This window comes from Pelagibius sp. (assembly GCF_028281305.1).
Taxonomy (GTDB): domain Bacteria; phylum Pseudomonadota; class Alphaproteobacteria; order Kiloniellales; family Kiloniellaceae; genus Pelagibius.
In genome coordinates this window covers 121,552-145,071 of the sequence record NZ_JANQKD010000016.1, presented here as the reverse complement: position 1 = coordinate 145,071, position 23,520 = coordinate 121,552, and the positions used below count along the sequence as shown (strand labels likewise).

At 65.2% G+C, this 23,520-nt stretch carries 23 protein-coding genes and 1 tRNA gene; 15 read left to right on the top strand and 9 right to left on the bottom strand.

The window, feature by feature from the left end:
* Nucleotides 1–38: 38 nt before the first annotated feature.
* The 4 genes from glpX to Q0982_RS04665 all read left to right on the top strand — a co-directional run bounded on the left by glpX (nt 39) and on the right by Q0982_RS04665 (nt 4,080).
* Nucleotides 39–1,007 (top strand): class II fructose-bisphosphatase, encoded by a 969-nt coding sequence (glpX, locus tag Q0982_RS04680; RefSeq protein WP_322096952.1) that lies wholly within the window; start codon nt 39–41, stop codon nt 1,005–1,007.
* A gap of 5 nt (nt 1,008–1,012) precedes the next feature.
* Nucleotides 1,013–2,836, top strand: a complete 1,824-nt coding sequence (gene recJ, locus Q0982_RS04675) for a single-stranded-DNA-specific exonuclease RecJ (protein WP_299392279.1) — start codon at nt 1,013–1,015, stop codon at nt 2,834–2,836.
* A 160-nt stretch (nt 2,837–2,996) separates the two neighbouring features.
* Nucleotides 2,997–3,914 (top strand): DUF1194 domain-containing protein, encoded by a 918-nt coding sequence (locus tag Q0982_RS04670; protein WP_299392275.1) that lies wholly within the window; start codon nt 2,997–2,999, stop codon nt 3,912–3,914.
* 90 nt (nt 3,915–4,004) lie between these two features.
* Nucleotides 4,005–4,080, top strand: a tRNA-Glu gene (locus Q0982_RS04665).
* Between the two features lie 72 nt (nt 4,081–4,152).
* Here Q0982_RS04665 and Q0982_RS04660 read toward each other — a convergent pair.
* The gene (locus Q0982_RS04660) at nt 4,153–4,716 is read right to left on the bottom strand and encodes a GNAT family N-acetyltransferase (RefSeq protein ID WP_299392271.1); all 564 of its coding nucleotides are present in this window, start codon (nt 4,714–4,716) and stop codon (nt 4,153–4,155) included.
* A gap of 84 nt (nt 4,717–4,800) precedes the next feature.
* Entirely contained in the window at nt 4,801–5,061 is a 261-nt protein-coding gene (locus Q0982_RS04655) for a hypothetical protein (protein WP_299392269.1), read from the bottom strand.
* A 406-nt stretch (nt 5,062–5,467) separates the two neighbouring features.
* Between Q0982_RS04655 and Q0982_RS04650 the strand changes: the two genes are divergently transcribed.
* The 8 genes from Q0982_RS04650 (at nt 5,468) to Q0982_RS04615 (ending at nt 12,178) form a co-directional block, all read left to right on the top strand.
* Entirely contained in the window at nt 5,468–6,382 is a 915-nt protein-coding gene (locus Q0982_RS04650; RefSeq protein ID WP_299392266.1) for a branched-chain amino acid ABC transporter permease LivH, read from the top strand.
* Nucleotides 6,383–6,385: 3 nt separating this feature from the next.
* Nucleotides 6,386–7,720 (top strand): high-affinity branched-chain amino acid ABC transporter permease LivM, encoded by a 1,335-nt coding sequence (gene livM, locus Q0982_RS04645; protein WP_299392264.1) that lies wholly within the window; start codon nt 6,386–6,388, stop codon nt 7,718–7,720.
* An 83-nt stretch (nt 7,721–7,803) separates the two neighbouring features.
* Nucleotides 7,804–8,649 carry an ABC transporter ATP-binding protein gene (locus Q0982_RS04640; RefSeq protein ID WP_299392411.1) on the top strand — a complete coding sequence of 282 codons (846 nt, stop codon included), beginning with the start codon at nt 7,804–7,806 and terminating at the stop codon, nt 8,647–8,649.
* Nucleotides 8,650–8,656: 7 nt separating this feature from the next.
* A complete protein-coding gene (locus Q0982_RS04635; RefSeq protein ID WP_299392409.1) occupies nt 8,657–9,367 on the top strand; it encodes an ABC transporter ATP-binding protein in 711 nt (236 codons plus the stop codon).
* Between the two features lie 39 nt (nt 9,368–9,406).
* A complete protein-coding gene (locus tag Q0982_RS04630) occupies nt 9,407–9,754 on the top strand; it encodes a DUF6867 family protein (protein ID WP_299392262.1) in 348 nt (115 codons plus the stop codon).
* Between the two features lie 178 nt (nt 9,755–9,932).
* Nucleotides 9,933–11,036 carry a branched-chain amino acid ABC transporter substrate-binding protein gene (locus Q0982_RS04625; protein ID WP_299392259.1) on the top strand — a complete coding sequence of 368 codons (1,104 nt, stop codon included), beginning with the start codon at nt 9,933–9,935 and terminating at the stop codon, nt 11,034–11,036.
* 127 nt (nt 11,037–11,163) lie between these two features.
* The gene (locus Q0982_RS04620) at nt 11,164–11,613 is read left to right on the top strand and encodes a hypothetical protein (protein ID WP_299392257.1); all 450 of its coding nucleotides are present in this window, start codon (nt 11,164–11,166) and stop codon (nt 11,611–11,613) included.
* 151 nt (nt 11,614–11,764) lie between these two features.
* Nucleotides 11,765–12,178 carry a hypothetical protein gene (locus Q0982_RS04615; RefSeq protein ID WP_299392254.1) on the top strand — a complete coding sequence of 138 codons (414 nt, stop codon included), beginning with the start codon at nt 11,765–11,767 and terminating at the stop codon, nt 12,176–12,178.
* A gap of 164 nt (nt 12,179–12,342) precedes the next feature.
* Here the strand turns inward: Q0982_RS04615 and Q0982_RS04610 are convergent, their stop codons facing one another.
* Nucleotides 12,343–12,558 carry a hypothetical protein gene (locus Q0982_RS04610; protein WP_299392252.1) on the bottom strand — a complete coding sequence of 72 codons (216 nt, stop codon included), beginning with the start codon at nt 12,556–12,558 and terminating at the stop codon, nt 12,343–12,345.
* Nucleotides 12,559–13,292: 734 nt separating this feature from the next.
* On the opposite strand from Q0982_RS04610, the gene Q0982_RS04605 reads away from it, so the two are divergent.
* The gene (locus tag Q0982_RS04605; protein ID WP_299392249.1) at nt 13,293–14,648 is read left to right on the top strand and encodes a tetratricopeptide repeat protein; all 1,356 of its coding nucleotides are present in this window, start codon (nt 13,293–13,295) and stop codon (nt 14,646–14,648) included.
* 86 nt (nt 14,649–14,734) lie between these two features.
* On the opposite strand, the gene Q0982_RS04600 is transcribed toward Q0982_RS04605, so the two are convergent.
* Nucleotides 14,735–16,198 carry a hypothetical protein gene (locus Q0982_RS04600; protein WP_299392245.1) on the bottom strand — a complete coding sequence of 488 codons (1,464 nt, stop codon included), beginning with the start codon at nt 16,196–16,198 and terminating at the stop codon, nt 14,735–14,737.
* 356 nt (nt 16,199–16,554) lie between these two features.
* On the opposite strand from Q0982_RS04600, the gene cobU reads away from it, so the two are divergent.
* Nucleotides 16,555–17,088, top strand: a complete 534-nt coding sequence (gene cobU, locus Q0982_RS04595; protein WP_299392407.1) for a bifunctional adenosylcobinamide kinase/adenosylcobinamide-phosphate guanylyltransferase — start codon at nt 16,555–16,557, stop codon at nt 17,086–17,088.
* Nucleotides 17,089–17,115: 27 nt separating this feature from the next.
* Here the strand turns inward: cobU and cbiB are convergent, their stop codons facing one another.
* The 5 genes from cbiB to ppa all read right to left on the bottom strand — a co-directional run bounded on the left by cbiB (nt 17,116) and on the right by ppa (nt 20,797).
* Nucleotides 17,116–18,114 carry an adenosylcobinamide-phosphate synthase CbiB gene (gene cbiB, locus Q0982_RS04590; RefSeq protein WP_299392242.1) on the bottom strand — a complete coding sequence of 333 codons (999 nt, stop codon included), beginning with the start codon at nt 18,112–18,114 and terminating at the stop codon, nt 17,116–17,118.
* A 53-nt stretch (nt 18,115–18,167) separates the two neighbouring features.
* Entirely contained in the window at nt 18,168–18,668 is a 501-nt protein-coding gene (locus Q0982_RS04585; RefSeq protein ID WP_299392238.1) for a hypothetical protein, read from the bottom strand.
* 1 nt (nt 18,669) lies between these two features.
* Nucleotides 18,670–19,116, bottom strand: coding sequence for a hypothetical protein (locus Q0982_RS04580; protein WP_299392235.1), 447 nt, complete (start codon nt 19,114–19,116; stop codon nt 18,670–18,672).
* Between the two features lie 107 nt (nt 19,117–19,223).
* Nucleotides 19,224–20,258, bottom strand: a complete 1,035-nt coding sequence (locus Q0982_RS04575) for a D-cysteine desulfhydrase (protein WP_299392233.1) — start codon at nt 20,256–20,258, stop codon at nt 19,224–19,226.
* Nucleotides 20,255–20,797, bottom strand: coding sequence for an inorganic diphosphatase (gene ppa / locus Q0982_RS04570; protein ID WP_299392230.1), 543 nt, complete (start codon nt 20,795–20,797; stop codon nt 20,255–20,257). The genes Q0982_RS04575 and ppa overlap by 4 nt, the downstream gene beginning before the upstream one ends.
* Nucleotides 20,798–21,194: 397 nt before the next feature.
* Between ppa and Q0982_RS04565 the strand changes: the two genes are divergently transcribed.
* Entirely contained in the window at nt 21,195–23,408 is a 2,214-nt protein-coding gene (locus tag Q0982_RS04565) for a PAS-domain containing protein (protein WP_299392228.1), read from the top strand.
* The last annotated feature ends 112 nt before the right edge of the window (nt 23,409–23,520 follow it).

Below are 23,520 nucleotides of genomic sequence, written 5' to 3'. Positions count from 1 at the left end.
TCCGAAAGGAAGAGGCAGCGATGGCAACCAACAGTGCGATGGATCGAAACCTGGCCCTGGAGACCGTCCGCGTTACGGAGGCGGCCGCCCTGGCGGCGTCGCGGCTGATGGGCCGCGGCGACGAAAAAGCCGCCGACCAGGCTGCGGTCAATGCCATGCGCCAGTCGCTGAACAGCCTGGGCATCGACGGCACCGTGGTGATTGGCGAGGGCGAGCGTGACGAGGCGCCGATGCTCTACATCGGCGAGAAGGTCGGCAGCGGCGGGCCCTCCATCGATATTGCGCTCGATCCCCTTGAGGGTACCACCATCACGGCCAAGGGCGGGCAGAACGCCATGGCCGTCATTGCGATGGCCGAGTCCGGCAACTTCCTCAACGCGCCGGATACCTACATGTCGAAGATCGCCGTCGGCGGCGGGCTGCCGGGCGATCTGGTCGACCTCGACGAGGAGCCGTCCACCAATCTGGCAAACCTTGCCAAGGCCAAGCAGGTCGAGGTTTCCGATCTGGTGGCCTGTATCCTGGATCGGCCACGCCACAGCGAGTTGATCGTCAAGGTCCGCGAGGCGGGAGCGCGGATCATGCTGATCGGCGACGGCGATGTTTCCGGGGTCATGGCCACGAGCAGCCCGGAAAGCGGCGTCGACATCTATATCGGCGTTGGCGGCGCGCCGGAGGGTGTTCTGGCCGCCGCGGCGCTGCGCTGCATCGGCGGTCAGTTCCAGGGGCGGCTCGTCTTTCGCAACGACGAAGAACGGCGCCGTGCGGATCGTTGGGGCATCACCGACTATGACCGGAAGTACAGCCTGGACGATCTGGCGAGCGGCGACGTCATGTTCGCGGCCAGCGGCGTTACCGACGGTTCGATGCTGAAGGGCGTGCGCCGCTACCACGGCGGGGCCATGACCCACTCGGTGGTCATGCGGTCGAAGTCGGGGACCGTGCGCTATGTCGAAGCGCATCACAACTTCCAGCGCAAGACCTGGTACGACGAGCTTGGCGTTTAGCGGCCATGGCGGCCGGGCCATCGAATGCCGCAGCGGCACCGACGGGGGAGGCCCGGCGCGACTGTTTTCTCGGCGTGGAGCGGTCGCTTGCCGGCAAGCGCTGGGAAGAACGCCTGGGCGATGGACGCCTTGCCCTGGCCCTGGCCCAGCAGTTCGGCCTGCCGGAGGTCGTTGGCCGGGTACTCGCCGCCCGCGGCATAGGCCCCGATGAGGCCGAGCGTTTCCTGGCGCCGACGCTGCGCGACTATCTTCCCGATCCCTCGGCCTTCCAGGATATGGACCGGGCGGCGGCGCGTCTGGCCGCGGCGGTGCGCAACGGCGAGAAGGTTGCGGTCTTCGGCGACTACGATGTCGACGGAGCGACGTCCTCGGCGCTGCTGTACCGCTTCTTTGCAGCCCTTGGGATGGCGTTGGAGATCTACATCCCCGACCGCCTGGCCGAAGGCTATGGCCCCAACGCTTCGGCGCTGAAGCGCCTGGCGGACAGCGGGGTCACCCTGGTCGTCACGGTCGACTGCGGGATCACCGCCTTCGACGTGCTGGAGCCCGCTGCCGCCGAGGGGCTCGACATCCTGGTGGTCGATCACCACGCCGCCGAACCGCGTCTGCCTGCGGTGGCAGCCGTTGTGAACCCCAATCGCCTGGACGATACCAGCGGGCAGGGGCAGCTGGCTGCGGTGGGTGTCGCCTTTATGCTGGCAGTTGCCGTAAACCGGACTCTCCGCGACGAGGGTTGGTATGCGCAGGCCGGCCGGCGCGAACCGGATCTTCGCCAGTGGCTTGATCTCGTCGCTCTCGGCACCGTCTGCGATGTGGTGCCTTTGACCGGCGTCAACCGGGCGCTGGTGGCCCAGGGCCTGAAGGTCATGGCCCGGCGCGGCAATGCAGGGCTCGCCGCGCTCTGTGATGTCGCCCGCATTAGCGAGGCGCCGGGCACCTATCACGCGGGCTATCTGCTCGGCCCGCGGGTGAACGCCGGCGGACGGGTCGGTGCCGCACCGCTGGGCGCGCGGCTGCTGTGCTGTGACGAGCCTGCGGCTGCAGTGCCCATGGCCGCCGAGCTGGACGGCTACAACAGCGAGCGCCGGGAGATCGAGGCCCAGGTCCTCGATCAGGCCATTCTGCAGGTGGAGGAGACCGGACCGGGCGACGGGCTGGTCGTGGCCGCGGCGGAGGGCTGGCATGCCGGTGTGATCGGCATTGTCGCCAGCCGCCTGAAGGAACGCTACAACCGCCCGGCGCTGGTGATCGCCCTGGACGGCACGCTCGGTAAGGGTTCCGGCCGCTCGGTCCCGGGGGTCGATCTGGGCGCCGCGGTCATCGCTGCACGCCAGGCCGGGCTGCTGGTCAACGGCGGCGGCCATCCCATGGCCGCAGGGCTGACGGTCACGCGGGACAGTCTCGCGGAACTGACTGCCTTTCTGGGACAACGGCTGGCGCAGCGCCTGACGGAGATTGCCTATCGGCCCGCGCTCGGCATCGACGGCGCGCTGCAGCCCAAGGGCGCGACCCTGGAGCTTCTCGAGGCGCTGGAGCGCTGCGCCCCCTTCGGCGTCGGCAACGTCCAACCGCGCTTCGCCCTGCCATCGGTGAAGGTGGCCCAGGCCTCCGTCGTCGGTGAGAATCATGTCCGTTGCTACCTCTCGGGGGCTGGGGGCGGGCGGCTGAAAGCTATTGCCTTTCGCGCCATGGACAGCGCTTTGGGCCCCGCGCTGCTGCAGACGGCGGGGCTTCCGCTCCATGTGGCCGGCCGCGTCCAGGTGGACCGCTGGGGCGGCGTTGAGACCGTGCAGTTTGTCATCGAGGACGCAGCGCCGCTGACCTCTTGATTCTCAAGGTAAATTAGCAATACACGGCGCAAAGGGCCGGTGTTCAATTTCCGGTCAGACAAGCTATTCCGCGCGACAGCGGGCGCTTTGGGCGGTTAAGCTCTTCGTCATGGTAACGCGGCTCGACGGTTTCCCGAGATCAGGCAGGATCGCTGCGGCTTTGCGCGCCGGACTGCTTGCCATCCTCCTGACCACAGTTCCGGCCGCCGCAGAGGCGGTGGAACCCCAGGCGGTGGAACCCCAGGCGGTGGAACCCCAGGCGGTGGAACCCCAGGCAGGCGGCCACGCCTATTCCGCAGCCGCGGCGCTTGCCCAGGCCGATGCGGGCGGCGGCCAGCCCGTCGACCTCGAACTGGTGCTGGCGGTTGACGCTTCTTCTTCGGTCTCTGCGGAGGAGTTCGATCTGCAGATGCGCGGCTTTGCCGATGCGTTCCGCCATCCAGCGGTCGCTTCGGCGATCCGCGCCACCGGGGAGCTCGGCGTGGCGGTGGCCATGATCCAGTGGTCGGACAACCGGCGCCAGCATATGGCGATTGACTGGCAGCACCTGACCACGGCGGATTCGGCGCAGGCGTTCGCCGAGATCATCGATACCACGCCACGCTTTCTGGACGGCGGTGGTACGGCCATCGGCGGGGCCATCGATTTCGCGGCCCGTGCGCTCGACCGCAACGGTTTTCAGGGCGTACGCCGCGTTATCGATATCTCCGGGGATGGACGGGCCAATCAGGGCGCCCAGCCGTCGAAGCTGCGCGATCTGGCGGTTCTGCGGGGCATCACCATCAATGGCCTGGCGATCCTCAATGAGGACTCCTCGGTCGATGCCTACTACAGGACTTCGGTGATCGGCGGGACCGGCGCCTTCGTGATGACGGCCAACAACTACGAAGACTTTGCCGCTGCCATGCTGGAGAAGCTGATCAAGGAGATTGGCGCTGTGCCCATCGCCGAGGGGCCCCCTGAGAGACCCCATGAGCAGCCGGGCGGGGCCTACGGCCCGCCGCAGTTGGCCGAGCGGGAGGCAAGGGAAGAGCCGGTGGCGCCCGGCGACCAAGCCGTGGATCCGCCCGGCTATTAGCATCCGCTTTTGCAGCCATGGCTTTCAGCCGCCGGACTGCCGAGATTGGCTTGCAATCCGGTGGGCGAGGGGCTAAATCCTCTGCCCGACGACCCCTTCGTCTAGTGGCCTAGGACATCGCCCTTTCACGGCGAAAACACGGGTTCGAGTCCCGTAGGGGTCGCCACTCTTCCTCCCAAGACCGCAGTTCGCTGGCGTTCGACCTTGGCCGACGCGCAGCCAGACTGCCGCCCTGGCCTTAGCGCCCGCCGGACCCGGCCGGCGCCTTGGCGGCCTGTTCCAGAACGCCCTGTACGATCCCCCGGGTGTCGTTGAAAAGCTCCATCATCACCGTCAGCGGGGTCGGCTGGGCCGGCTGGATGCGGGCCTCCAGATCGCCATCGACCATGGTGAGCCGTCCGGAGAACTTCTTTGCGATTCGCTGGATCGGCCGGTTTTCCGGCAGGCACAGCAGAAAGACCGTGCGGATTCCGCGGTTGCGGGCAACCAGCAGGGCCTCGGCGACCAGCCGGGTGCCCAGGCCCTGGTTCTGGTAGGGACCTTCCACGGAGACTGAGAGTTCCGCCGCGCCGGTCCACCAGGCACCCGCGCGGCGCAGTTCGACAACCCCGTGCAGGTCCTGCCCGTCGACCGCGCCAATGGCCCAGGTTTCAGACCAGTCGATGGCTTGGACGAAGTCGGCCAGGCCCTGGTCGCTCACGCCGTGGCCGAACCGTAGGCGTCGTTCTTCCAGGGAAAGACGGCAAAGATGATGCGTCAGCTTGTCGGCCTCGACAGCCGACAGCTTGCGAACAAGCGTCATTGTGACTCCAGCGCCGCAGCACAAGCCCTCCGCGATGGAAGGGCCCAGGCGCGGCTCTTCTGTGATTCCCGACAGCGTGTGGGACTAGGCCTGAACCGCCTGCCCGGGTGCGGTTTGCGCTACGGCGCCGGCCTTCGCAGCCGGGCGCTTTGCCGGCCAGAGGCGGGCAAAGAGGGCCTTCAGCGCGGCAGCCACCGCCTCGGCCTGCATTCTGCGGCCTTCGGCGATATGCCGCTCGATGCGGGCGCGGTCAAATGCGTGGTCGAATCCGGCGCTCATGCGGTCGATGGCCCAGCCTTCCGGCGCCGGCGAATTCGGGTTCTCTGCGTGGCTTTGGTGCGTCATCTCGAAACTTCCTTTTAAAACGGCGTTTCTTTTTGAGCACCTCCCTAAACAGCACTGATTGTTGCAGTGCACAGTTAAAATAGTATTGCGATTCGAAAGTCTTGCAAGAAAATTGCTGCGACGCATTAGAGCTATGCGCAGGCTGCGTGGCTGGCCGGAAACCAGACTTTGCGGCGTCTCAGGGGCGGGCTGGCCACGGCCTGCTGGGCACCGGGGCCCTGCCGCGCCTTTGCGTTTGACCGCTCTGGGATTTGTCGTAAGGTGCGCGGCTGAAACCGTTACAGGGGGGCGGGACAGGCCGGTGCGCGTCGCTGCCGCAGAGCAGAACGCCGGTGGGTTCAGCCAACGGAACAAGATCTGAGCAAACAAAAGCCGGGGCGGGCGGAAGCCGCGGCGGACAGGGGTTATGGAGTACTTCGTTCAGCAGTTGATCAACGGGGTCACCCTGGGGGCGATCTACGGCTTGATCGCGATCGGCTATACGATGGTCTACGGGATCATCGGCATGATCAACTTCGCCCATGGCGACATCTTCATGATCGGCGCTTTCGTCGGCTTGATCGCCTTTCTCATTCTCGGACTTGTCGGGATAACCTGGGTGCCGCTGGCGCTTCTGATCGTGCTGGTGGTCGCGATGCTGTTGACGTCGGTCTACGGCTGGACGGTCGAGCGCATCGCCTATAGACCCCTGCGCGGATCGCACCGCTTGGCGCCGCTGATTTCGGCCATCGGCATGTCGATTTTCCTGCAGAACTATGTGCAGCTTTTGCAGGGCGCGCGGGTGCGCCCCATGCCGCCGGTGATCCAGGGGGGCATCACCCTGATGGAAACCGAGACCTTCGTGGTCCAGCTCAGCTACGTCCAGATCATGATCGTGCTGGTCACCGTGGCGCTGATGGCGATCTTCGCCACCATCATCGCGCGCACGGCGCTCGGCCGTGCGCAGCGCGCCTGCGAGCAGGACCGCACCATGGCGGCGCTGCTGGGCATCAACGTCGACCGGACGATCTCCCTGACCTTCGTCACCGGTGCCGGGCTTGCCTCGGTCGCCGGCATTCTTTTCCTGGTCTACTACGGGGTGATCGACTTCTACATCGGTTTCCTGGCGGGCATTAAGGCCTTTACCGCGGCTGTTCTGGGCGGCATTGGGTCGCTGCCCGGCGCCATGCTCGGCGGGCTCCTGATCGGCCTCATCGAGACCTTCTGGTCCGCCTACTTCACCATCGAGTACAAAGACGTGGCGGCCTTCTCGATCCTGGTTCTGGTGCTCATCTTCCGGCCCACCGGTCTGCTCGGGCGTCCGGAAGTGGAGAAGGTCTGAGCCATGGCTGTCGAAGCAGGCAAGCGCGCCGCCCTGGAAGGCACCGTCGATTTCCAGGCCATCTTGAAGGAAGCCGGTCTCGCGGCGCTGGTCGCCTTCGGCCTGGCGATTTCCATCGTCGGTGTGCGCACGGTGACCATCCCGGGCGGCCTCGGCCTGGAGTACCGCTGGGAGTGGGTGGTCATAGCCGTCGTCGGGGTCTTCCTCGGACGCTTTGCTCTGGCTTATCGGCGCGAAACGCGCAGTCCGGGCCGGCGGGCCGAGCGCGAAGAGGCGATGGACCGGATCGGCGCGCAGGTCCAAAGGATGGCCAAGGTTGCCGGCCCGCTGCTGGTTGTTCTCGCCATCGCCCTGCCGTGGATGCCGTTCTCGAACCGCTACATCGTCGATATCGCCACTCTGGTGGTGATGTACATCATGCTGGGCTGGGGGCTGAACATCGTCGTCGGCCTGGCTGGGCTGCTCGACCTCGGCTATGTCGCCTTCTATGCGGTCGGGGCCTATTCCTATGCCTTGATCGCGGTCTATTTCGATCTCTCGTTCTGGATCTGCCTGCCTCTGGCCGGGCTCTTCGCAGCCACCTTCGGCGTTCTGCTCGGGTTTCCGGTGTTGCGCTTACGCGGCGACTATCTGGCGATCGTGACCTTGGGATTTGGCGAGATCATCCGCGTCGTGCTGTTGAACTGGTACGAGTTTACCCGGGGGCCTGACGGGATCTCCGGCATTCCGCGCCCCAGCTTCTTCGGCCTGCCGTTCTCGCGCCGGGTGCAAGAGGGTGAGCAGTCCTTCCACACCTTCTTCGGCCTCGATTTCTCTTCGATGCACAGGATCGTGTTTCTCTACTACCTCATCCTGGCCCTGGCACTGATCACCAACCTTTTCACCATGCGGATCCGCAAGCTTCCGGTGGGGCGGGCCTGGGAGGCACTGCGCGAAGACGAAATCGCCTGCCGCTCCCTTGGCATCAATCCCACCAACACGAAGCTGACCGCCTTTGCCATCGGTGCCATGTTCGGCGGCTTCGCCGGATCGTTCTTTGCGACGCGCCAGGGCTTCATCTCGCCCGAGAGCTTCACCTTCGTTGAATCGGCGGTGATCCTGGCCATCGTCGTCCTGGGTGGCATGGGCAGCCAGATCGGCGTCGTGATTGCAGCCGTCGTCCTGATCGGCGGGACCGAGTTGTTCCGCGAACTGGAGCAGTTCCGCATGCTGGCGTTCGGCGGACTGATGGTGCTGATCATGGTCTGGCGGCCGCGCGGGCTTCTGGCGCACCGTGATCCGACCATGCTTCTCGACACCGATTCTCCCAGCGCTACCGCGGGCAAGAGTTCTCCATGAGCGTGGCAACCGCAGAGACGGCGAACCACGATCTCACCATCCCGAGCGGCGCCAGGGCGCTGCTGACTGTCGAGCATCTGACCATGCGCTTCGGCGGTCTGGTCGCCGTCGACGACGTGTCCTTTGCCGCCGGCGATGCCGAGATCACTGCGATCATCGGGCCGAACGGCGCCGGCAAGACCACGCTCTTCAACTGCCTCACCGGCTTCTACAAGCCGACGGTCGGGCGCCTCACGCTGGACCGCGGTGAGAAGCAGTTTCTGCTTGAGCGCATGGACGACTTCCGCATCGCCCAGCAGGCGCACGTTGCGCGGACCTTTCAGAACATCCGGCTGTTTCCGGCTATGTCGGTGCTGGAGAACCTGATCGTCGCCCAGCACAACGCACTGATGCGCGCCTCCGGCTACACCGTCTTCGGCCTGTTCGGTATCGGCGGCTATCAGAAGGCCGAGCGCGAGGCGATAGACTGGGCACGCTACTGGCTTGAACAGGTGCGCCTCGTGGAGCGTGCCGACGACAACGCCGGCGACCTGCCCTATGGGGCGCAACGGCGTCTGGAGATCGCCCGTGCCATGTGCAGCCGCCCGGCGCTGCTCTGTCTCGATGAGCCGGCGGCCGGCCTGAACCCGCGCGAGTCCGCAGAGCTGAACGAGTTGCTGCTCTACATCAAGCAGCAGCACAAGATCGGTCTCTTGTTGATCGAGCACGACATGAGCGTGGTGATGGAAATCTCCGACCACATTGTGGTGCTGGATTATGGCCGCAAGATTTCCGACGGAACGCCAGCCCACGTCCGCGCCGACCCGGCCGTGGTCCGCGCCTACCTGGGTGAAGAGGAAGACGACGAGATCCCGGCGGAGGTCGCGGCCGATCTGGCAGAGGACCAGGATCCGGGGGCCGATGGCAGCGGCGAGGTCAGAGGCGGCTGACATGGCTATGCTTTCGATCGCGGGTGTCCACACCTTCTACGGCAACATCGAGGCGCTGCGCGGCGTCGATCTGGACGTGCAGCAGGGCGAGATCGTCACCCTGATCGGCGCCAACGGTGCGGGCAAGTCGACGCTGCTGATGACCGTCTTCGGCAACCCGCGGGCGGCGCGCGGGACGGTTCACTTCGACGGCCAGAACATCACCAGAAAGCTGGCCCACGACATCGTACGCATGGGGATCGCGCAATCGCCGGAGGGGCGGCGCATCTTCCCGCGCATGACCGTCATGGAAAACCTGCAGATGGGGGCCACGGTCGCCTCGCCCGAGCATTTCCAGGACGATCTGGAGCGGGTCTTCACGCTGTTCCCGATCCTGAAGAGCCGTCAGCAGCAGCGCGGCGGAACGCTGTCGGGCGGCGAGCAGCAGATGCTGGCCATCGGCCGCGCCCTGATGAGCCGGCCGCGGTTGCTGCTTCTGGACGAGCCCTCTCTGGGGCTGGCGCCGCTTATCGTGAAGCAGATCTTCTCGGTCCTGAAAGACATCAACAAGAGCGAAGGCATGACCATCTTTCTGGTCGAGCAGAATGCCTTTCACGCCCTGAAACTGGCCGACCGCGGCTACGTCATGGTGAACGGCAACATCACCCTCAGCGGTACGGGCGACGAGCTGCTGGCGATGCCGGAGGTGCGGGCGGCCTACCTCGAGGGAGGTCACTGAGCGCATGTTGAGCGGCCATCGCGCTGGGAGGGCTTCGCCATGATCCCGATCCTCGGCACCAGCCTTCCGGTCTTCATCGGCGTGACCGTCGTTCTGGTCGGCGGCGCGGCCTATCTGACGGGCCAGGCGCTCAGCGCCCATTGGCGCCCGGCCTGGCAGGTGGTGGGCTACTCGCTGCTGCTCGGCCTTGCGGACCGCTTTGTCATCTTCAGCCTGTTCGGCGGCGAGCTGCTGTTGCTGAGCGGCTATGTGATCGACACGGCGGTCATCATGGCCATTGCCTTGCTCTCCTACCGCCTGACGCGGGCGCGCACCATGGTGGCGCAATACCCTTGGCTGTACGAGCGCGCGGGGCCTTTCGGCTGGCGCGCGCGTCAAGATGGTTAACGCGAAATCGTTGGCCTAAAAGAGATTGCGGGCCTCAGCGGGCCTGCCTAAGCTGTCTGCCGAAATGGCGTGACAATGCTGTGGAATGACCTCAACCTTCCACAGAAGTAAAAGGCTCAAATGAGCCTGAGTATTGAGACAACAGGGATTTCAAGCTAGACGGGAGGGTACTTCCAAAATGCGTAAATTCACTTCGGTGCTCATGGCCGCGGCGGCGGTCACGGCTTTGACGGTCACGGCGGCGCGCGCCGAGATCGTGATCGCCACGGCCGGACCCATGACCGGCCAGTACGCCAGCTTTGGTCAGCAGATGAAGGCCGGCGCCGAGCAGGCGGTTGCCGACATCAATGCGGCCGGCGGTGTGCTGGGCCAGCAACTGGTCCTGGAAGTGGGCGATGACGCCTGCGATCCCAAGCAGGCGGTGGCCGTGGCCAACCAGATGATCAACAAGGGTGTCGTCTTCATGGCCGGGCACTTCTGCTCCGGCTCTTCGATCCCGGCTTCGCAGGTCTACGAGGAAGAGGGAATCCTGCAGATCTCCCCGGCTTCGACTAGCCCAGTTCTCACGGAAGAAGGCGGCGATAACGTCTTCCGCGTCTGCGGCCGCGACGATCAGCAAGGCCAGGTGGCCGGTGCGTTCCTGGCCCAGCAGTTCGGCGCCAAGAACATCGCCATCGTTCATGACAAGACACAGTATGGTAAGGGGCTGGCGGACGAGACCCGTAAGAACCTGAACTCCGCCGGTGTGACCGAGGCGCTCTACGAAGCCTACACAGCCGGTGAGAAGGACTACACGGCGCTGGTGTCCAAGCTGAAGCAGAACAGCATCGACGTGCTCTATGTCGGCGGTTACCACACCGAAGCCGGCCTGATGGTTCGTCAGATGCGCGACCAGGGCATGGACACCCTGCTGGTCTCCGGTGACGCCCTGGTGACCGACGAGTATTGGTCCATCACCGGCGATGCCGGCGAGGGCACCCTGATGACCTTCAGCCCGGATCCGCGTAAGAACCCGGTTGCTGCCCCAGTGGTCGAAGTGTTCCGGGGTAAGGGTGTCGAGCCGGAAGGCTACGTGCTCTACACCTACGGTGCGATCCAGGCCTGGGCGCAGGCGGTCGAGAAGGCCGGCACGGTTGATCTCGATCCGGTCATTGCGTCGCTGCGCAGCAACCAGTTCGACACGGTGCTCGGCAACATTGGCTTCGACGAGAAGGGCGATGTGACCGCACCGGGTTATGTGTTCTACGAGTGGAAGGACGGCACCTACGATTATCTGCAGTAGGCCGCGCTTCCAGCGTTCATGAGAACGGCCCGCCGGTTCGGCGGGCCGTTTTCCTTTGGCTGTCTTCCGTCGGATAGGCCCCGCCCGGTTTGACGGTCCGGTAAGGCTTTGCACCTAGGCTTCGGCCATGCACCGCGTCCGGCCAATTCTCGTCTCCGTACTCACACTGCTTCTCTTCGGCGGCGCTCATCCGGTATTTGCCGCTGAGGGGCATCTGCCGGTCGGCCCGGAGCGCGCGCAGCTGCGTGGGGCGCCCCCGGCGCCATCCCTGCCGCGCCGGCCGGTCAATCCGCGGCAGGGCTCCCACCTGCTGCTTGAGGACGACCGCCGGCTCGACCGCTTCGACCTGGACTACGGCCTGACCGAGCTCTGCCGCCTCGGCCGCTTTCGCCAGAAGCGCGATCGCTTTCTGATTGTGCGTCTGGGTGAGTACACGCATGGCGCGGTGGTCGGCGGCCACTGGGCGCTTTACGACCCGGAAGGCCTCGCGGTGCCGGACCTCGTTTATGCCGTGCGGGGTCAGGATACGGCCCGCTGCCGCGTCTATGTAATCCGGCATCTCGAACCAGGATTATAGTCCGATCACTGGCTCACCCGAGGGCTGCTGTGGGCATACCTTTGGGCAATGGCGGCAGGCCCCGGCAATCTCTCTGGCCGGTCATTAACGGCTTCCTAAGCTGCTCAATTCATACTGTTTTCCTGTCGGTACCGAACCAATGCGAGACTCCATGGCCAGCACCGAGGTCGCTCTGCAGCGCTTGAAAGCCCGGTTTTCTGTCCGTTTTGATCACCCGCGGGTGCTGCTTGCCCTTGCGATAATCACCTTCGGCGTGACCGCCTACGCCCTGCAGGCGAGCAGCCGCAGTGGCCCGGCAAGCGAGCCGGCCGGTCCGAGCTTTGCCCAGTGGTTGGAGATCCGTGGCTTTTCCGGCGTACCCGCGTCCACGCAGGACACCGGTATCGGCGAAGCGGGGTCTGCTGACGCGGCACCCTGGCAGCAGCAGCAGATCTGCGGGCGGATGCAGGAAATCGTCGAAGCGGCCTGCAGCTTCGAGAGCGCGGACCGCGATTCAGAGATGTATTGGGGCTGTGTTTCGAGGGAGCAGAAGTACACGCTCTGGAGCGCGTACGGCTGCAGCTGAGCGTTGCCGCTGCAGGACCGCTTAAAAGCACAGCCGCTTCGGGACAGAAAAGCGAAGGGCCGCCTCTCGGCGGCCCCTTTTCTTTGAGAACTCCCCCGGAGGGGGAAGTGGGAAGTCCTCGGATGGCGTGACCGCCACGCTGGCGGCAGCGGCCGTGCGCCAAGCTAGTGCAATGTACCCGTGTGAATGACCGCGTTGCTGCGGTAAGCCAGCCCGTGGGAGGTGGCCATAAAGGCACGCTCCTGATGCTGGCGGTGGAGCGCCGTCAACTCGCGCCCCAGGCTCTGAAACAGCGTGGCTTTCCAGGAATGAAGACGGCTCGACTTAATGGCCGCAGGGGACCGTCGTCCAACGCCCTCGACGCCCTTTCCGGCGGGCATAGCTGCCCGTCCGCCACCCCGGTTCGTTTTTGTCGTTGTTTGGGTTGTCATGAACTACTCCCGTTCGCACCACCGGGACCAAATCCCGCATCGCAGAACCGCCAGAGTAAGTAACGAATATTAATCGAAGGTAAAGGGGCCGCCTATTTCGTAAAGAATCCCGGCGCGAACACAGTCTTGTCACAGCTCTGATCAAGTTGTGATCAATATTCGTCTGAATTTTAGATAAAGCTGTGGAGAAGCGGCCACCCGCGAGCGGACGGCTGACTTGAGGCAGTTGCACTCTCAGTGCGGCTGCGCACCATCCCTGCGGATCGCGCCTGACAGCCTTTCGCCTTGGCGCGACTAGGTTTCGCTGCGCCAGGTGTCGGTCGTCAGGAGGCGACGATCGGCGCCTCGATCAGGCTGGAGAGGCCCCAGAGGGCGAAGTAGGTGAAGAGAATGAGACGTAAAAGCATCTTGCTTTGCTTCCTATCGACTACTTGTCAACAAGCCTAGGATTCCACAAAGCAATTAAGAATGAGTTTTACCACAATTCATTTCTTTTGCTGTTTTCACGGCTGAGAGGCGGCAAAGGCGGTTCCTTCAAATGTTTTGAATGCCTTAGCCTTCCCTTAAGCACCTGAATCTAGACTTATCCCGGTTTCTTTTTTGGTCGAACAGGAGAGGGGCGACCGGTCCAGGGCCCGCACGGGGTTCTCTGGCGCCACCGCCCCACGATGCGGAGAACCGGGATGATACAAGGATCAACTGGCCGCCCTTTGCTGCGGATGCTGGCGGTAATCGGGCTAGCGGGCCTTGTTGTCGGCTGTGCAAGCGCCGGCAACGGCCCTGCCTATGCACCCGCGGGATTTGGCAAGGACGATGCCAGCCGGGCGGCGCGCATGGTGCGCTACTGCGATCGCCTGGCAGAGGAGGGCAAGTACCTGACGGCCCTCGGGCTCTGCGCACGGGCGCACGAGATTGACCCGCAAGACCCCGAAACAATGATGCGTATTGCTGGCCTGTTGCAGACCCTGGACCGCGACGACGCGGCCGCGCAGACCTACGCGGCCCTCCTGGCGGAACATCCGGGCCACCAGGAGGCGCTCTACAGTCTCGGCAAGGTCTACATGGAGTCCGGCGAAACCGGCATGGCGGCCGTCCAGTTCAACAGGGCCATGGTCACCAATCCCGAGGACCCGCGCCCTTACAACGCCCTTGGCATCATCCGCGATCAGGCGGGCGAACACCAGGCGGCGCAGGATCTCTACCGCCTCGCCCTTGAGCGCAGCCCTGGCTACTTGTCGGCGCGCAACAACCTTGGCCTCTCGCTGGCCCTGAACGGTCAGCGCGACGAAGCGATTGAGGTGCTTGCGGAGGCGGCGGTCGAGCCGGGCGTGGACGAGACCGTGCTCAGAAACCTGGAAGCCGCCTACGCTTCGACGGCAGCGATACTGCCCGTGCCGGGTCCAGGTTCGGCCCCCGCAGCGCGTCCGTCGGCCCCAAGGTCGCCCGACGCCGCGCCGCAGGCGGTCATGCCGGCACCGAAGCCGGTGGTGGTGGAATCGCTTGAGGGCGGACCGGCTGATGGCGGCGACAGGCCGCCCGCTGTGCCCGAGCAGCCCATTCCCCTGCTGGTTCCCAGCACTGCGGGCGAAGGGGAGCAGACCAGTTCCGGATCGCCGCAGAGCCAGGGCCGGCCAGGACGGACCGAGGACGACGAGCCGTTCTCCGTGATCGCCGATGCTGTTGCCCGGCTGCTGGAACCCCCGGCCTGGGCGGACTTCGAGCCTGGCGCCTTGCTGGCCCAGTTGCCCCCGGCGGCGCCTAAGTCGGCTGCGCAGCCCCTGCCCATGACGTCGCCCCTGCCCATGACGTCGCCCCTGCCCGTGACGTCACCCCTGCCGGTGACGCCGCCCCTGTCAGTGGCACCGCCCCTGTCGGTGGCACCGCCTGAGCCCGCGGTTATCGAGGAACCGGAGGCCGAGCTGGCACCGGCTCCCGCTGCGCCGACCGAAGAGGACTTCAGGTCTGTCGAGCGGTCACCGAAGTCCGATCCCTATTATCTGTCCCTGCTGGTGCTGCGCACCGGCCAGGCCAACGGCTAGCGGGACAGGCTCTCAAAGCGAAAGCCCCGGTCGCTCACGCGTCCGGGGCTTTTCTTTGCCCTTCTGCAGGCTCCGCTCTGGCAGCCTCAACGCTGGCAGGTGATTTCCTCGAAACCGTCGCAGAGGAACTTGTCACAGATCGCGCCGCTGCCGATGAACACAGTGGGATAGAGCGCGCCGATGTTCTCCTCGCGGGCCCAGCGTGCCGCACTGCTGAAGCCTTTGTTCTGGCACCAGGCATTGGCGGCCGGATCGCCACAGCCGCTATCGCCGTCGATGCAGAAGTTCAGGCGATAGACCTGGTGCACCGGGAAGCGGAAGGTCTCCTCTGCCGCCGTCGTCGGCCCTCGCGGTGCGGGCGGGGCGACCGGCGCCGGCTGGACCTGCGGCTGAGGGGCCGGCTGCAGGGCCTGCTGAGACGGTTGTGCAGGCGGCTGGCTGGGCGCCCCCGGAGGGGCGGGCTGCAGGCCGCTGCCCGGCGGCTGTGCGAGCGGCTGCTGCGTGCGTTGGGGGGCCGCCGGCGTTTGTGGCGCGGCCGGGGTCTGTGCCGCCGGGGTCTGTGTCGCTGTCTGTGCTTGTGTCGCTGCCGGGGGCGGTGTCGGCTGCAGCCCGCCGCTGGCGGGCGCCTGATTGACGGCCGGGGTCTGTGGGGCCGGGGTGCTCGGCGCCAGGCTGCCGCTCGCCGCCGGTGCCGTGGAGGCGACCTGAGCGGCCTCAAGATAAGGATCGAGCGGGCCGCGCTGATATCGGATCAAAACGGATTTGGCCCGGCGGTCGAAATCGAAGTCCTTGAGCTTATGGCGCGCAGGGCGGCCGTCCTTCTGGCTTGTCAAGGTTATGGAGGTGCCGCTGCAGCCGGGACCGTCAAAAATGGTCGCGGTGAAGCGGTGGTCGACCCCCTGGTAGCGGGTATCGAAGTTTTCGGGGAAGAGGGCGATCGCCTCGCTCAGGCGCACGAAGCGCGGGGCATCGGCACCCGCGCCGTGGCTGCTTGCCGGCTGCGAGAGGTCGGTGCAGGCTTCGCGCTGCGGCGGATTGGGGATCGGGACGAACAGGCGGTTGAAGTAGCTTTGTTCGTCAGAGCGCTCGCAGGCGCGATTGTAAAAGCTTCGGCGCTCCAGCAGCAGGAAGCCCGGGGGCGGTCCCAACTCCCGCCGATAGGCGATCAGTGACGAATAGTCGTCATCCTGCATCTCGGCTGCTTCGTAGGTCCCAGCGCCTACCGCGGCGCGCGGCGGTTCGAAGTCGGCGGTCCGGCCGAGCCACCAAGCGCGCGGGTTTTCGCGGGTCCCCAAGTTCCGGCCGCAAACGTCGTCGCGGCTGGCAAAGTACGGGCGCTGGAACAGAATCACACCGAGGCCGGGGTCGACCTTCATCGAGGCGATTTTTTCGTTGAGCTCGTCACCGACGAAGGGGATGGCCTGATAAGGCGCGTCAGGCGCGAGGGTCAGGGTTTTTGACTGCCCGCTGAAACCAGACCCGGTGAAAAACGTCGCGCCGGCCGCTCCGGCTGCGGCTTCCTGGGCCGCGGCTTCCTGGACGGCAGCCACACCCGGCGCCAGGCAGGACACTGCGACGGCCGCCAGGCAACACTCCTTCAGCGTTGCCCGTCTTCCGTGCGCATTTGATCTTCCAGTACCAAGAACTCTCATACAACGACCCCCAACTTCGGCGGTTTGCCAACTTCGATGGATTGACAGTCTTTGTCCGCCATAGGTTCTCTGGCTGCTCTCATGTGACAGCTCTCATGTGACAGCGCTCTGCCCGACGTGTTCCTTGATGGGACTGCGAGAACCCTGAGGCCGCCGAGGGCCGCAGGATGCTGCATTTGGGCTGTCTCTCACCCCGGCATCCCACTAAGTTTGCGGCCAGCACTTTCGCGAATCCCAGCCACAGCTTCAAGACTATGACCTCTCTTCCACTTCCGCCAGTGACACTGGTGCTTGGCGGCGCCCGGTCGGGCAAGTCGCGCTACGCCGAGGGCCTCGTCGAAACCCAGGCCGGCCCCTGGGTCTACCTGGCCACGGCCACGGCGGGGGATGCGGAAATGGCGGCCCGCATTGCCGAGCACCAGCGCCGCCGGGGTGGTCGCTGGCAAACGCGTGAGGCCCCGTTGGATCTGACCGGGGCCCTGGCCGCGGCGGCAAAGCCCGATGCCACCATCTTGGTCGACTGCCTCACTCTTTGGCTGACCAATATCTTGCTGGCCGATCTTGATGTTGAAAATGAATGTGAAAAACTGATTGCGGCGCTTCCCGGCCTCGATGGTCCGGTGGTTTTCGTCTCCAACGAGGTCGGCCTGGGCATTGTGCCCGAGAATGCCCTCGCACGGCGCTTTCGCGATGCGGCGGGCCGGCTCAACCAAGCGGCGGCCACAGCGGCCCAGTCCGTGGTTTTCGTGGCTGCCGGGTTGCCGCTGGTGATGAAGGCGCCGGCCTGAAGCGGGTGCTGCCCGGGACCTGCGCCGTCAGACCAGGAGCAGCGCCGCGATGACGCCGCCGAACAGAAGGGCTCCGGCAGTCAGGTAGAGGTCGAGCACCCGCCCCAGGTCATCGGCCGTCATGTCCCGGCGGCCGTCGCCCATCCAGCTATCCTCCACCGTATGCCCGCCGTAGACCCGCGGACCGGCCAGGGCGAGCCCCAGGGCCCCCGCCAGCGCCGCTTCCTGCCAGCCGGCGTTGGGCGAGCGGTGTCGCGGGGCATCGCGCAGCATGGTGCGCCAGCCAGCCCCGGCGCTTGCCTTGGGCAGGACCAGCGCGGCGGCGACCATCAGCAAACCTGCCAGGCGCGCGGGGACCAGGTTTGCCGCATCATCCAGCTTGGCCGAAGCCTTGCCGAAGGCCTCGTAGCGGGCGCTGCGGTGGCCGATCATGCTGTCCAAGGTGTTGATGGCCTTGTAGGCCAGCAGCCCCGGCAGTCCCAGGACCAGGAACCAGAACACCGGTGCCACAAAACCATCGGAGAAGTTTTCAGCCGCAGACTCCGCTGCCGCGCGGGCCACGGCCGCCTCATCGAGGGTCTCGGGATCACGGCCGACGATGTGCCTCACGGCCTCGCGGCCGGCCGCAAGGCTTTCCGCCAGCCCCGCCGCGACCGCGCGAACCGCATCGTAGAGCCCGCGGAAGGCCAGCAGGCTGCTGGCCAGGATTGCTTCAAGCACCCAGCCGAACGGCAGGTCCGCGAGCAGGTGGTGGATCGCTGCGCCCAGAGCGCCGAACGATCCGACCACGACAGCGGTGCAAAGAACCCCCTGCGCAATGCGGCGGCCGCGGGGCAGGGTCTGCCGATTGAGCACCCGGTCCAGCATGCCGATCACATGGCCGATCAGCACCACCGGGTGGGGAACCAGGCGATACAGCCAGCGCGGGTCGCCGGCGACCAGGTCGATCACCATGGCAAGCAGGAGGACGGCGAGGACGGGCGCTGCGGTGACGCCCGGTCCATTGATCAGAAGATCCCAAAGCACGGCGCTATCTTTGCACCGCCGCGCTGACCGGCGCCATCGCGCAGTTCAAGAGATCAGCCGGCTTTGGCGGCTGGGGAGACTTCGGTCTGAAACGCGGTCTGCCCCTGAAGACGCAGGTGCGCCGCCAGCACCTTCCGCAACAGGGTTCCGAGCTGAACGAAGTTGGGGCCGCTCTGTTCCTGAAAGCCCGACATCTCGTTTTCGTCGAGGTCACCAGCCGCAGTGGCTTCAACTAGAGCCAGGCAGAGAGTCTGCTGTGCTTTTGTTTCCTCCACATTGAGGAGTCCCGCAAGAAGCGGGGTGACGCGATCATCGCCAGGATCGTTGCGGAACACGACCCTGCAGTAGGCATCGGCGGCCTCGCGATGCTGCGGATTGAGGCGGAGGTCGTTCAGTACATAGTTGAGGTCACCTCTCGCGGCGCTCTCTGGGCCCGCAGAGGGCCCATCGTCCCTCGTAGTGCAACTGCCCAGAATGCCGGCAGCCTGCAGAACGACAGCGGCATTGCGTATCTGTACAAGAGGAAATCCCCCTGCACCGGCAGCGTGGATCATCTCAGCGCTCCGGTTCAGACAGCGGGTCGGCCAGGCCGGTGTAAACGAAGTGGAGCGCGCGGAAGAGTTCTCCCGCTGCGTGAAGTTGTGTGTCTCTTTCACGGCCCCGCAAGGCTTCGTTTACAGTCTCAGGAGTCAGCCTGCCTCGACTGACGGCTTCCACAAGCAATTCGCAAAACACCACCAAAGAATTGGTGGTCGGCTCCTGGAAAAACCCGGCGGCGATTTCGCGGAGCGACTCGCTTTCCGGCACGCGATAAACCAGCGAGATGCATTGGTTTCTTGCTGCCTCAGGCTCCAGCGTGTCGGATTGAAGAGTCTGCAGGTAGAGCAGTAAACGCTCGTTCTCCGGAGGCAGTTTGGCACTCTCGGCTGCGGACAAGGGTACAAGGGCCAGGACTCCGACCCGGAGGACAGTGAGCAAGAGCGCTCGTGGATTTCCGGCCATTCCTTACCTTCCAGTGAGTCTTCCCCACTTGCGATGGCTTCATGCTAGCAGGGTTCTGCAACCGATAGAACGTGCCGAGACTATCTGGGCCCATACCTTCTGCACAGTCATGCCTCCAGCGCGTCACGGTAGGGGAAGAGGGCGGGCATGCCGCCGGTGTGGAGGAAGACCACGGTCTCATCGGAACCGAAGGCGCCGGCCTTGATCATCCCGATGAGGCCGGCCATGGCCTTGCCGCTGTAGACGGGGTCCAGCAGCAGGCCCTCCAGGCGTGCAGTGCGCGAAACCGCATCCCGCATTTCCTCGGTGGGCAGGCCGTAGGCCGCCCCGGCATAGCCGGGCTGCAGCATCACCTTTTCGTCCGGAAAGCTGCCGGGCAGGTCCAGCTGGGACCAGACCTCGCCGGCAAGGCGCCGGACTTCCGCCGCTACAGCCGGCGGATTGGCATCGACGTCGATGCCGACGACCCGCACATCCGGGTCGAGGGCGGCGAAGCCGGCGGTGAGCCCGGCCTGGGTGCCGCCGCTGGAGCAGGCATGGACCACCGCGGCAACCTTTTCGCCCGCCTTGCCAAGCTGGCCGGCCAGTTCGACCGCCGCCGCCACGTAGCCCAGCGCCCCCACAGCGTTGGAGCCGCCGGTGGGAATCAGGTAGGGGTTCCGCCCGCTGCGGCGCAGGCTTTCGGCCAGGCTTTCCATGGCTGCGATGCGGTCCGTATCGCCGTCATGAAGATGCAGTTTGGCGCCGAACAGCCGATCCAGCTGGATATTGCCGCTCAGCTCATAGTCGGGTCCGCCCCAGGGGACGACCCGTGTCAGCACGAGCTCGCAGGCCATGCCCAGCTTTGCGGCCGCCGCGGCGGTCTGGCGCACGTGGTTCGACTGGATGCCGCCGGTGGTGATGACCGTGTCTGCGCCCTGAGCCTCTGCCTCTGCCAAGAGGAATTCCAGCTTGCGGGTCTTGTTGCCACCGAGGCCAAGGCCGGTGCAGTCGTCGCGTTTGACCAGGATCCGCGGCCCGCCAAGGTCCGCCGAGAGACGCTCCAGCGGCTCCAAAGGCGTGGGCAGATGGGCGAGACGGAGCCGCGGCTGCGTAGCAAGGCGGTCCTGCATGTCCTCGTGGAGCCCGACAACGGGGCTCATGATGCCGCGCGCTCGCCTTTCGCCCGGGCAATCGACTCCACGATGAGCTTGCTGGCCTCATCGGCCTCGCCCCAGCGCTTGATCGTCACCCACTTGTCCTTCTCCAGGTCCTTGTAGTGGCCGAAGAAGTGCGCGATCTGGTCGAGCAGGATCTGTGGCAGTCCGCGATAGGACGAGACGTTGGCATAGAAGGGGTGCAGATCGTCCACCGGTACGGAGAGGAACTTCTCGTCCTCGCCGGCCTCGTCCTCCATGATCAGCACCCCGATGGGGCGGACCCGGACGACGGCCCCGGGGATCACGGGCACGCTGTTGACCACCAGGATGTCCACCGGATCGCCGTCGTTGGCCAGCGTGTGGGGCACGAAGCCGTAGTTCAACGGGTAGTGCATGGCGGTGTGGAGAAAGCGGTCGACGAAAATCGCGCCGGAATCCTTGTCCATCTCGTACTTCACCGGATCGCTGCCCATCGGGACCTCGATGATCGCGTTAACGTCCCAGGGCGGGTTCTGGCCCACCGGGATCTTGCTGATATCCAAAGCTTTCTCCTTTCCCCGCAGGAAATTTGCCCCATTTTTGCCCTGCAGCAGGCAGGGGGACCTTTACCAATTGTTAACGCCGTCCCCCTATTAATAAACTGTTAGGATGAGACGCCACAGGTTCGCAAGAAACAACGATAACTATCAGATTTTATGTGATATTGAGTCCTTTGTCCGGTGCCATGCCAGGTCTGGTTTCCTATACCGGGGCCTGAAGGGGGAGGCGGCGATGCGGATCGAGGATACTTCGAACAGCAATTCTGCGCACCTGCTGGCTGGAGGAGCGTTCTGGAAGGGCGTCCGGGCAGGCGCGCGCCGTCAGGACGGTGCCGCCGCAAGGTGACGAAGAGCTTGGCCGAAAGGCCTGATGGTCCACAAGGTTGTGATGCAGACTGAGATGAGCTGGACAGAGACCACAAAGCGCCCTCTGCTGTCGCGCTGGCCCGCTGCCTTTATTGCGGCGGTGCTGATCGGCACGACGGCGCTTGTTCTCTACGTTGAAGCCAGCATTTCCCAGCTGAAGCAGGTGCTGCCCGTCGAGGTGCTGCGCCAGGAACGCGACGTCGTCTTCATCATTGACGATCTCGTCTATCTCCAGGACGCGATCCGTCAGGCCCGCGATCTGCCCGGCGTCGAGGGACGCCAGATCATCGTCGACCGCATCGAGCTGGTCGAGCGCCGCATCGAAGACCTTAACGAGTCCTACGAGTTCAGCAGTCAGATCGGCATTGCGTCGATGTACGCCACCCTCAAGCCGGTGGCCACCGACCTCAAGCTCTGGCTGACCGACGGCGTGCAGGGATTGCCGCCGGACTCCGAGGTGGTTCTGGAACTCGCCCTGGAGCGGGTCGGGGCCGCAAGGGTTGAGATCGCCAAGCTGTTCGGCGAAGCGAACAGCAATGCGCTTGCCATTCTCCAGGCTGAGGCCGCGAACCTGGAACGCTTCCGCGGCGCGTTGATCCTGGTGGTCATCGTCATTGCTTCGCTGACGGTCGTGCTGGTGGCCTTTATCTTCCGCGAGCGCCGCTCCGAGCTGGCGGCCGCCGCGGCGCAGCAGCGGCTGCGGGAATCCATCGAGTCCCTCGCCGGCGGCTTTGCGCTGTTCGACGCCAGCGAGCGGCTGGTGCTCTGCAACCGGCGTTACGGTGATCTCTACGCCGGCGCGAGGGACCTCCTGGTGCCGGGCATGCGCTTCGAAGAGATCGTCACCGCTGCGGCAGGGGCGGGAAACTTCCCGCAGGCCGGCGACCGTGCGGATCTCTGGGTGGAGGAGCACCTGCAGCACTTCCGCAATCCCGGCCCACCCTTCGAGATCGAGCTGCGCGATGGGGCGTGGTTCAGGGTCGCCGAGCGGCGCACCGCCGACGGCGGTTTCGTCGTTATCAGCACCAACATCACCGAGCTGCGCCGCCGCGAGTCCGAGCTGCGCAGCATCGGCGAGGAACTGCGCCACAAGAACGTTCTTCTGGACGCGGCCCTGGACAACATGGTGCAGGGCCTTGCCATGTATGACGTGAACCAGCGCCTGATCATCTGCAACCAGCGCTTCCTCGATCTCTACAGCCTGCCGGCCAGCATGGGGCAGCCGGGCACTGATCTGGTCGAGATCCTGGACTACACCGCCCAGCTGGAGGGGCTGACCAAGGATCAGGCCAGCATCATGCGGCAGCGGCGCATGGCGGCGGCGGCCAGCGCCCAGGAAACCAAGCTGCAGGACTTCCTGTCCAACGGGCGCGTGATCAACGTCTTGCACCGGCCGATGCCCGGTGGCGGAACCCTGGCGACTTACGACGATGTGACGGGCAGCTACAGCGCCGAACGCCAGCTCCGCAGCGCCAAGGAAGAGGCGGAACTGGCCAGCCGCGCCAAGTCCGACTTCCTGGCCAACGTCAGCCATGAACTGCGGACGCCCTTGAACGCGATCATCGGTTTCTCAGAGATCATCAAGGACCAGCTCTTCGGGCCCATGGGCAACCAGCGTTACCGCGAGTACGCGATCGACATTCACGACAGCGGCACGCACCTGCTGAGCCTCATCAACGACATCCTCGACCTTTCGAAGATCGAGGCCGGCAAGTTCGAGCTTCACGAAGAGCCGATCGACCTGGCAGCTGCCACCAAGGCGTCCTTCCGGATCATGCGCGACCGCGCGGAGGAAGCAGGCGTGGTTCTGACCCTGGACTTCCCGGCCCAGACGCCGCGCCTGCGGGCGGACCCGCGCGCGGTGAAGCAGATCCTGCTCAACCTGCTCTCCAATGCGGTGAAGTTCACGGATGCGGGCGGGCAGGTTTCGGTCGAGGCGCGGATGCTGGGCTCCGGCGGCTTGCGCGTCCAGGTGAAGGATACCGGCATCGGTATTGCCGAAGAGGACATCGCCAAGGCCATGGCCCCCTTCGGCCAGGTGGACTCCTCCCTCAGCCGCAAGTACGAGGGGACGGGCCTGGGGCTGCCGCTGACCCGCCGGCTGGTCGATCTTCACGGCGGCTGTCTGACCCTGGCAAGCAAGGCCGGGCAGGGCACCTCCGTCACCATCGACTTCCCGGACACCCGGGTCTGCACTGAAGAACTGGATTTCGACGACACGCCGCGGATCGTCGGCAAGTCCGCTTAAGAGACCAAGTCCGCTTAAGAGACAAGGTGCCGCAGGGATTGCCCATCGGCAGGCTGGCCGATGGGAGTGTGTACCTCTCCGTGTCAGCGGCACACAAAATGCTCGCCTTTGC

Excerpts from the sequence above, each read along its gene's own strand:
- cobU (WP_299392407.1), top strand. The coding sequence starts at position 16,555 with ATGACCTCTCTTCCACTTCCGCCAGTGACACTGGTGCTTGGCGGCGCC.
- Q0982_RS04640 (WP_299392411.1), top strand. The coding sequence starts at position 7,804 with ATGCGCTTCGGCGGTCTGGTCGCCGTCGACGACGTGTCCTTTGCCGCC.
- glpX (WP_322096952.1), top strand. The coding sequence starts at position 39 with ATGGATCGAAACCTGGCCCTGGAGACCGTCCGCGTTACGGAGGCGGCC.
- Q0982_RS04610 (WP_299392252.1), bottom strand. The coding sequence starts at position 12,558 with ATGCCCGCCGGAAAGGGCGTCGAGGGCGTTGGACGACGGTCCCCTGCG.
- Q0982_RS04650 (WP_299392266.1), top strand. The coding sequence starts at position 5,468 with ATGGAGTACTTCGTTCAGCAGTTGATCAACGGGGTCACCCTGGGGGCG.
- Q0982_RS04605 (WP_299392249.1), top strand. The coding sequence starts at position 13,293 with ATGATACAAGGATCAACTGGCCGCCCTTTGCTGCGGATGCTGGCGGTA.
- Q0982_RS04580 (WP_299392235.1), bottom strand. The coding sequence starts at position 19,116 with ATGGCCGGAAATCCACGAGCGCTCTTGCTCACTGTCCTCCGGGTCGGA.
- Q0982_RS04660 (WP_299392271.1), bottom strand. The coding sequence starts at position 4,716 with ATGACGCTTGTTCGCAAGCTGTCGGCTGTCGAGGCCGACAAGCTGACG.
- livM (WP_299392264.1), top strand. The coding sequence starts at position 6,386 with ATGGCTGTCGAAGCAGGCAAGCGCGCCGCCCTGGAAGGCACCGTCGAT.
- Q0982_RS04565 (WP_299392228.1), top strand. The coding sequence starts at position 21,195 with ATGAGCTGGACAGAGACCACAAAGCGCCCTCTGCTGTCGCGCTGGCCC.
- Q0982_RS04620 (WP_299392257.1), top strand. The coding sequence starts at position 11,164 with ATGCACCGCGTCCGGCCAATTCTCGTCTCCGTACTCACACTGCTTCTC.
- Q0982_RS04630 (WP_299392262.1), top strand. The coding sequence starts at position 9,407 with ATGATCCCGATCCTCGGCACCAGCCTTCCGGTCTTCATCGGCGTGACC.
- Q0982_RS04655 (WP_299392269.1), bottom strand. The coding sequence starts at position 5,061 with ATGACGCACCAAAGCCACGCAGAGAACCCGAATTCGCCGGCGCCGGAA.
- Q0982_RS04575 (WP_299392233.1), bottom strand. The coding sequence starts at position 20,258 with ATGAGCCCCGTTGTCGGGCTCCACGAGGACATGCAGGACCGCCTTGCT.
- Q0982_RS04615 (WP_299392254.1), top strand. The coding sequence starts at position 11,765 with ATGGCCAGCACCGAGGTCGCTCTGCAGCGCTTGAAAGCCCGGTTTTCT.
- Q0982_RS04585 (WP_299392238.1), bottom strand. The coding sequence starts at position 18,668 with ATGATCCACGCTGCCGGTGCAGGGGGATTTCCTCTTGTACAGATACGC.
- Q0982_RS04635 (WP_299392409.1), top strand. The coding sequence starts at position 8,657 with ATGCTTTCGATCGCGGGTGTCCACACCTTCTACGGCAACATCGAGGCG.
- Q0982_RS04625 (WP_299392259.1), top strand. The coding sequence starts at position 9,933 with ATGCGTAAATTCACTTCGGTGCTCATGGCCGCGGCGGCGGTCACGGCT.
- recJ (WP_299392279.1), top strand. The coding sequence starts at position 1,013 with ATGGCGGCCGGGCCATCGAATGCCGCAGCGGCACCGACGGGGGAGGCC.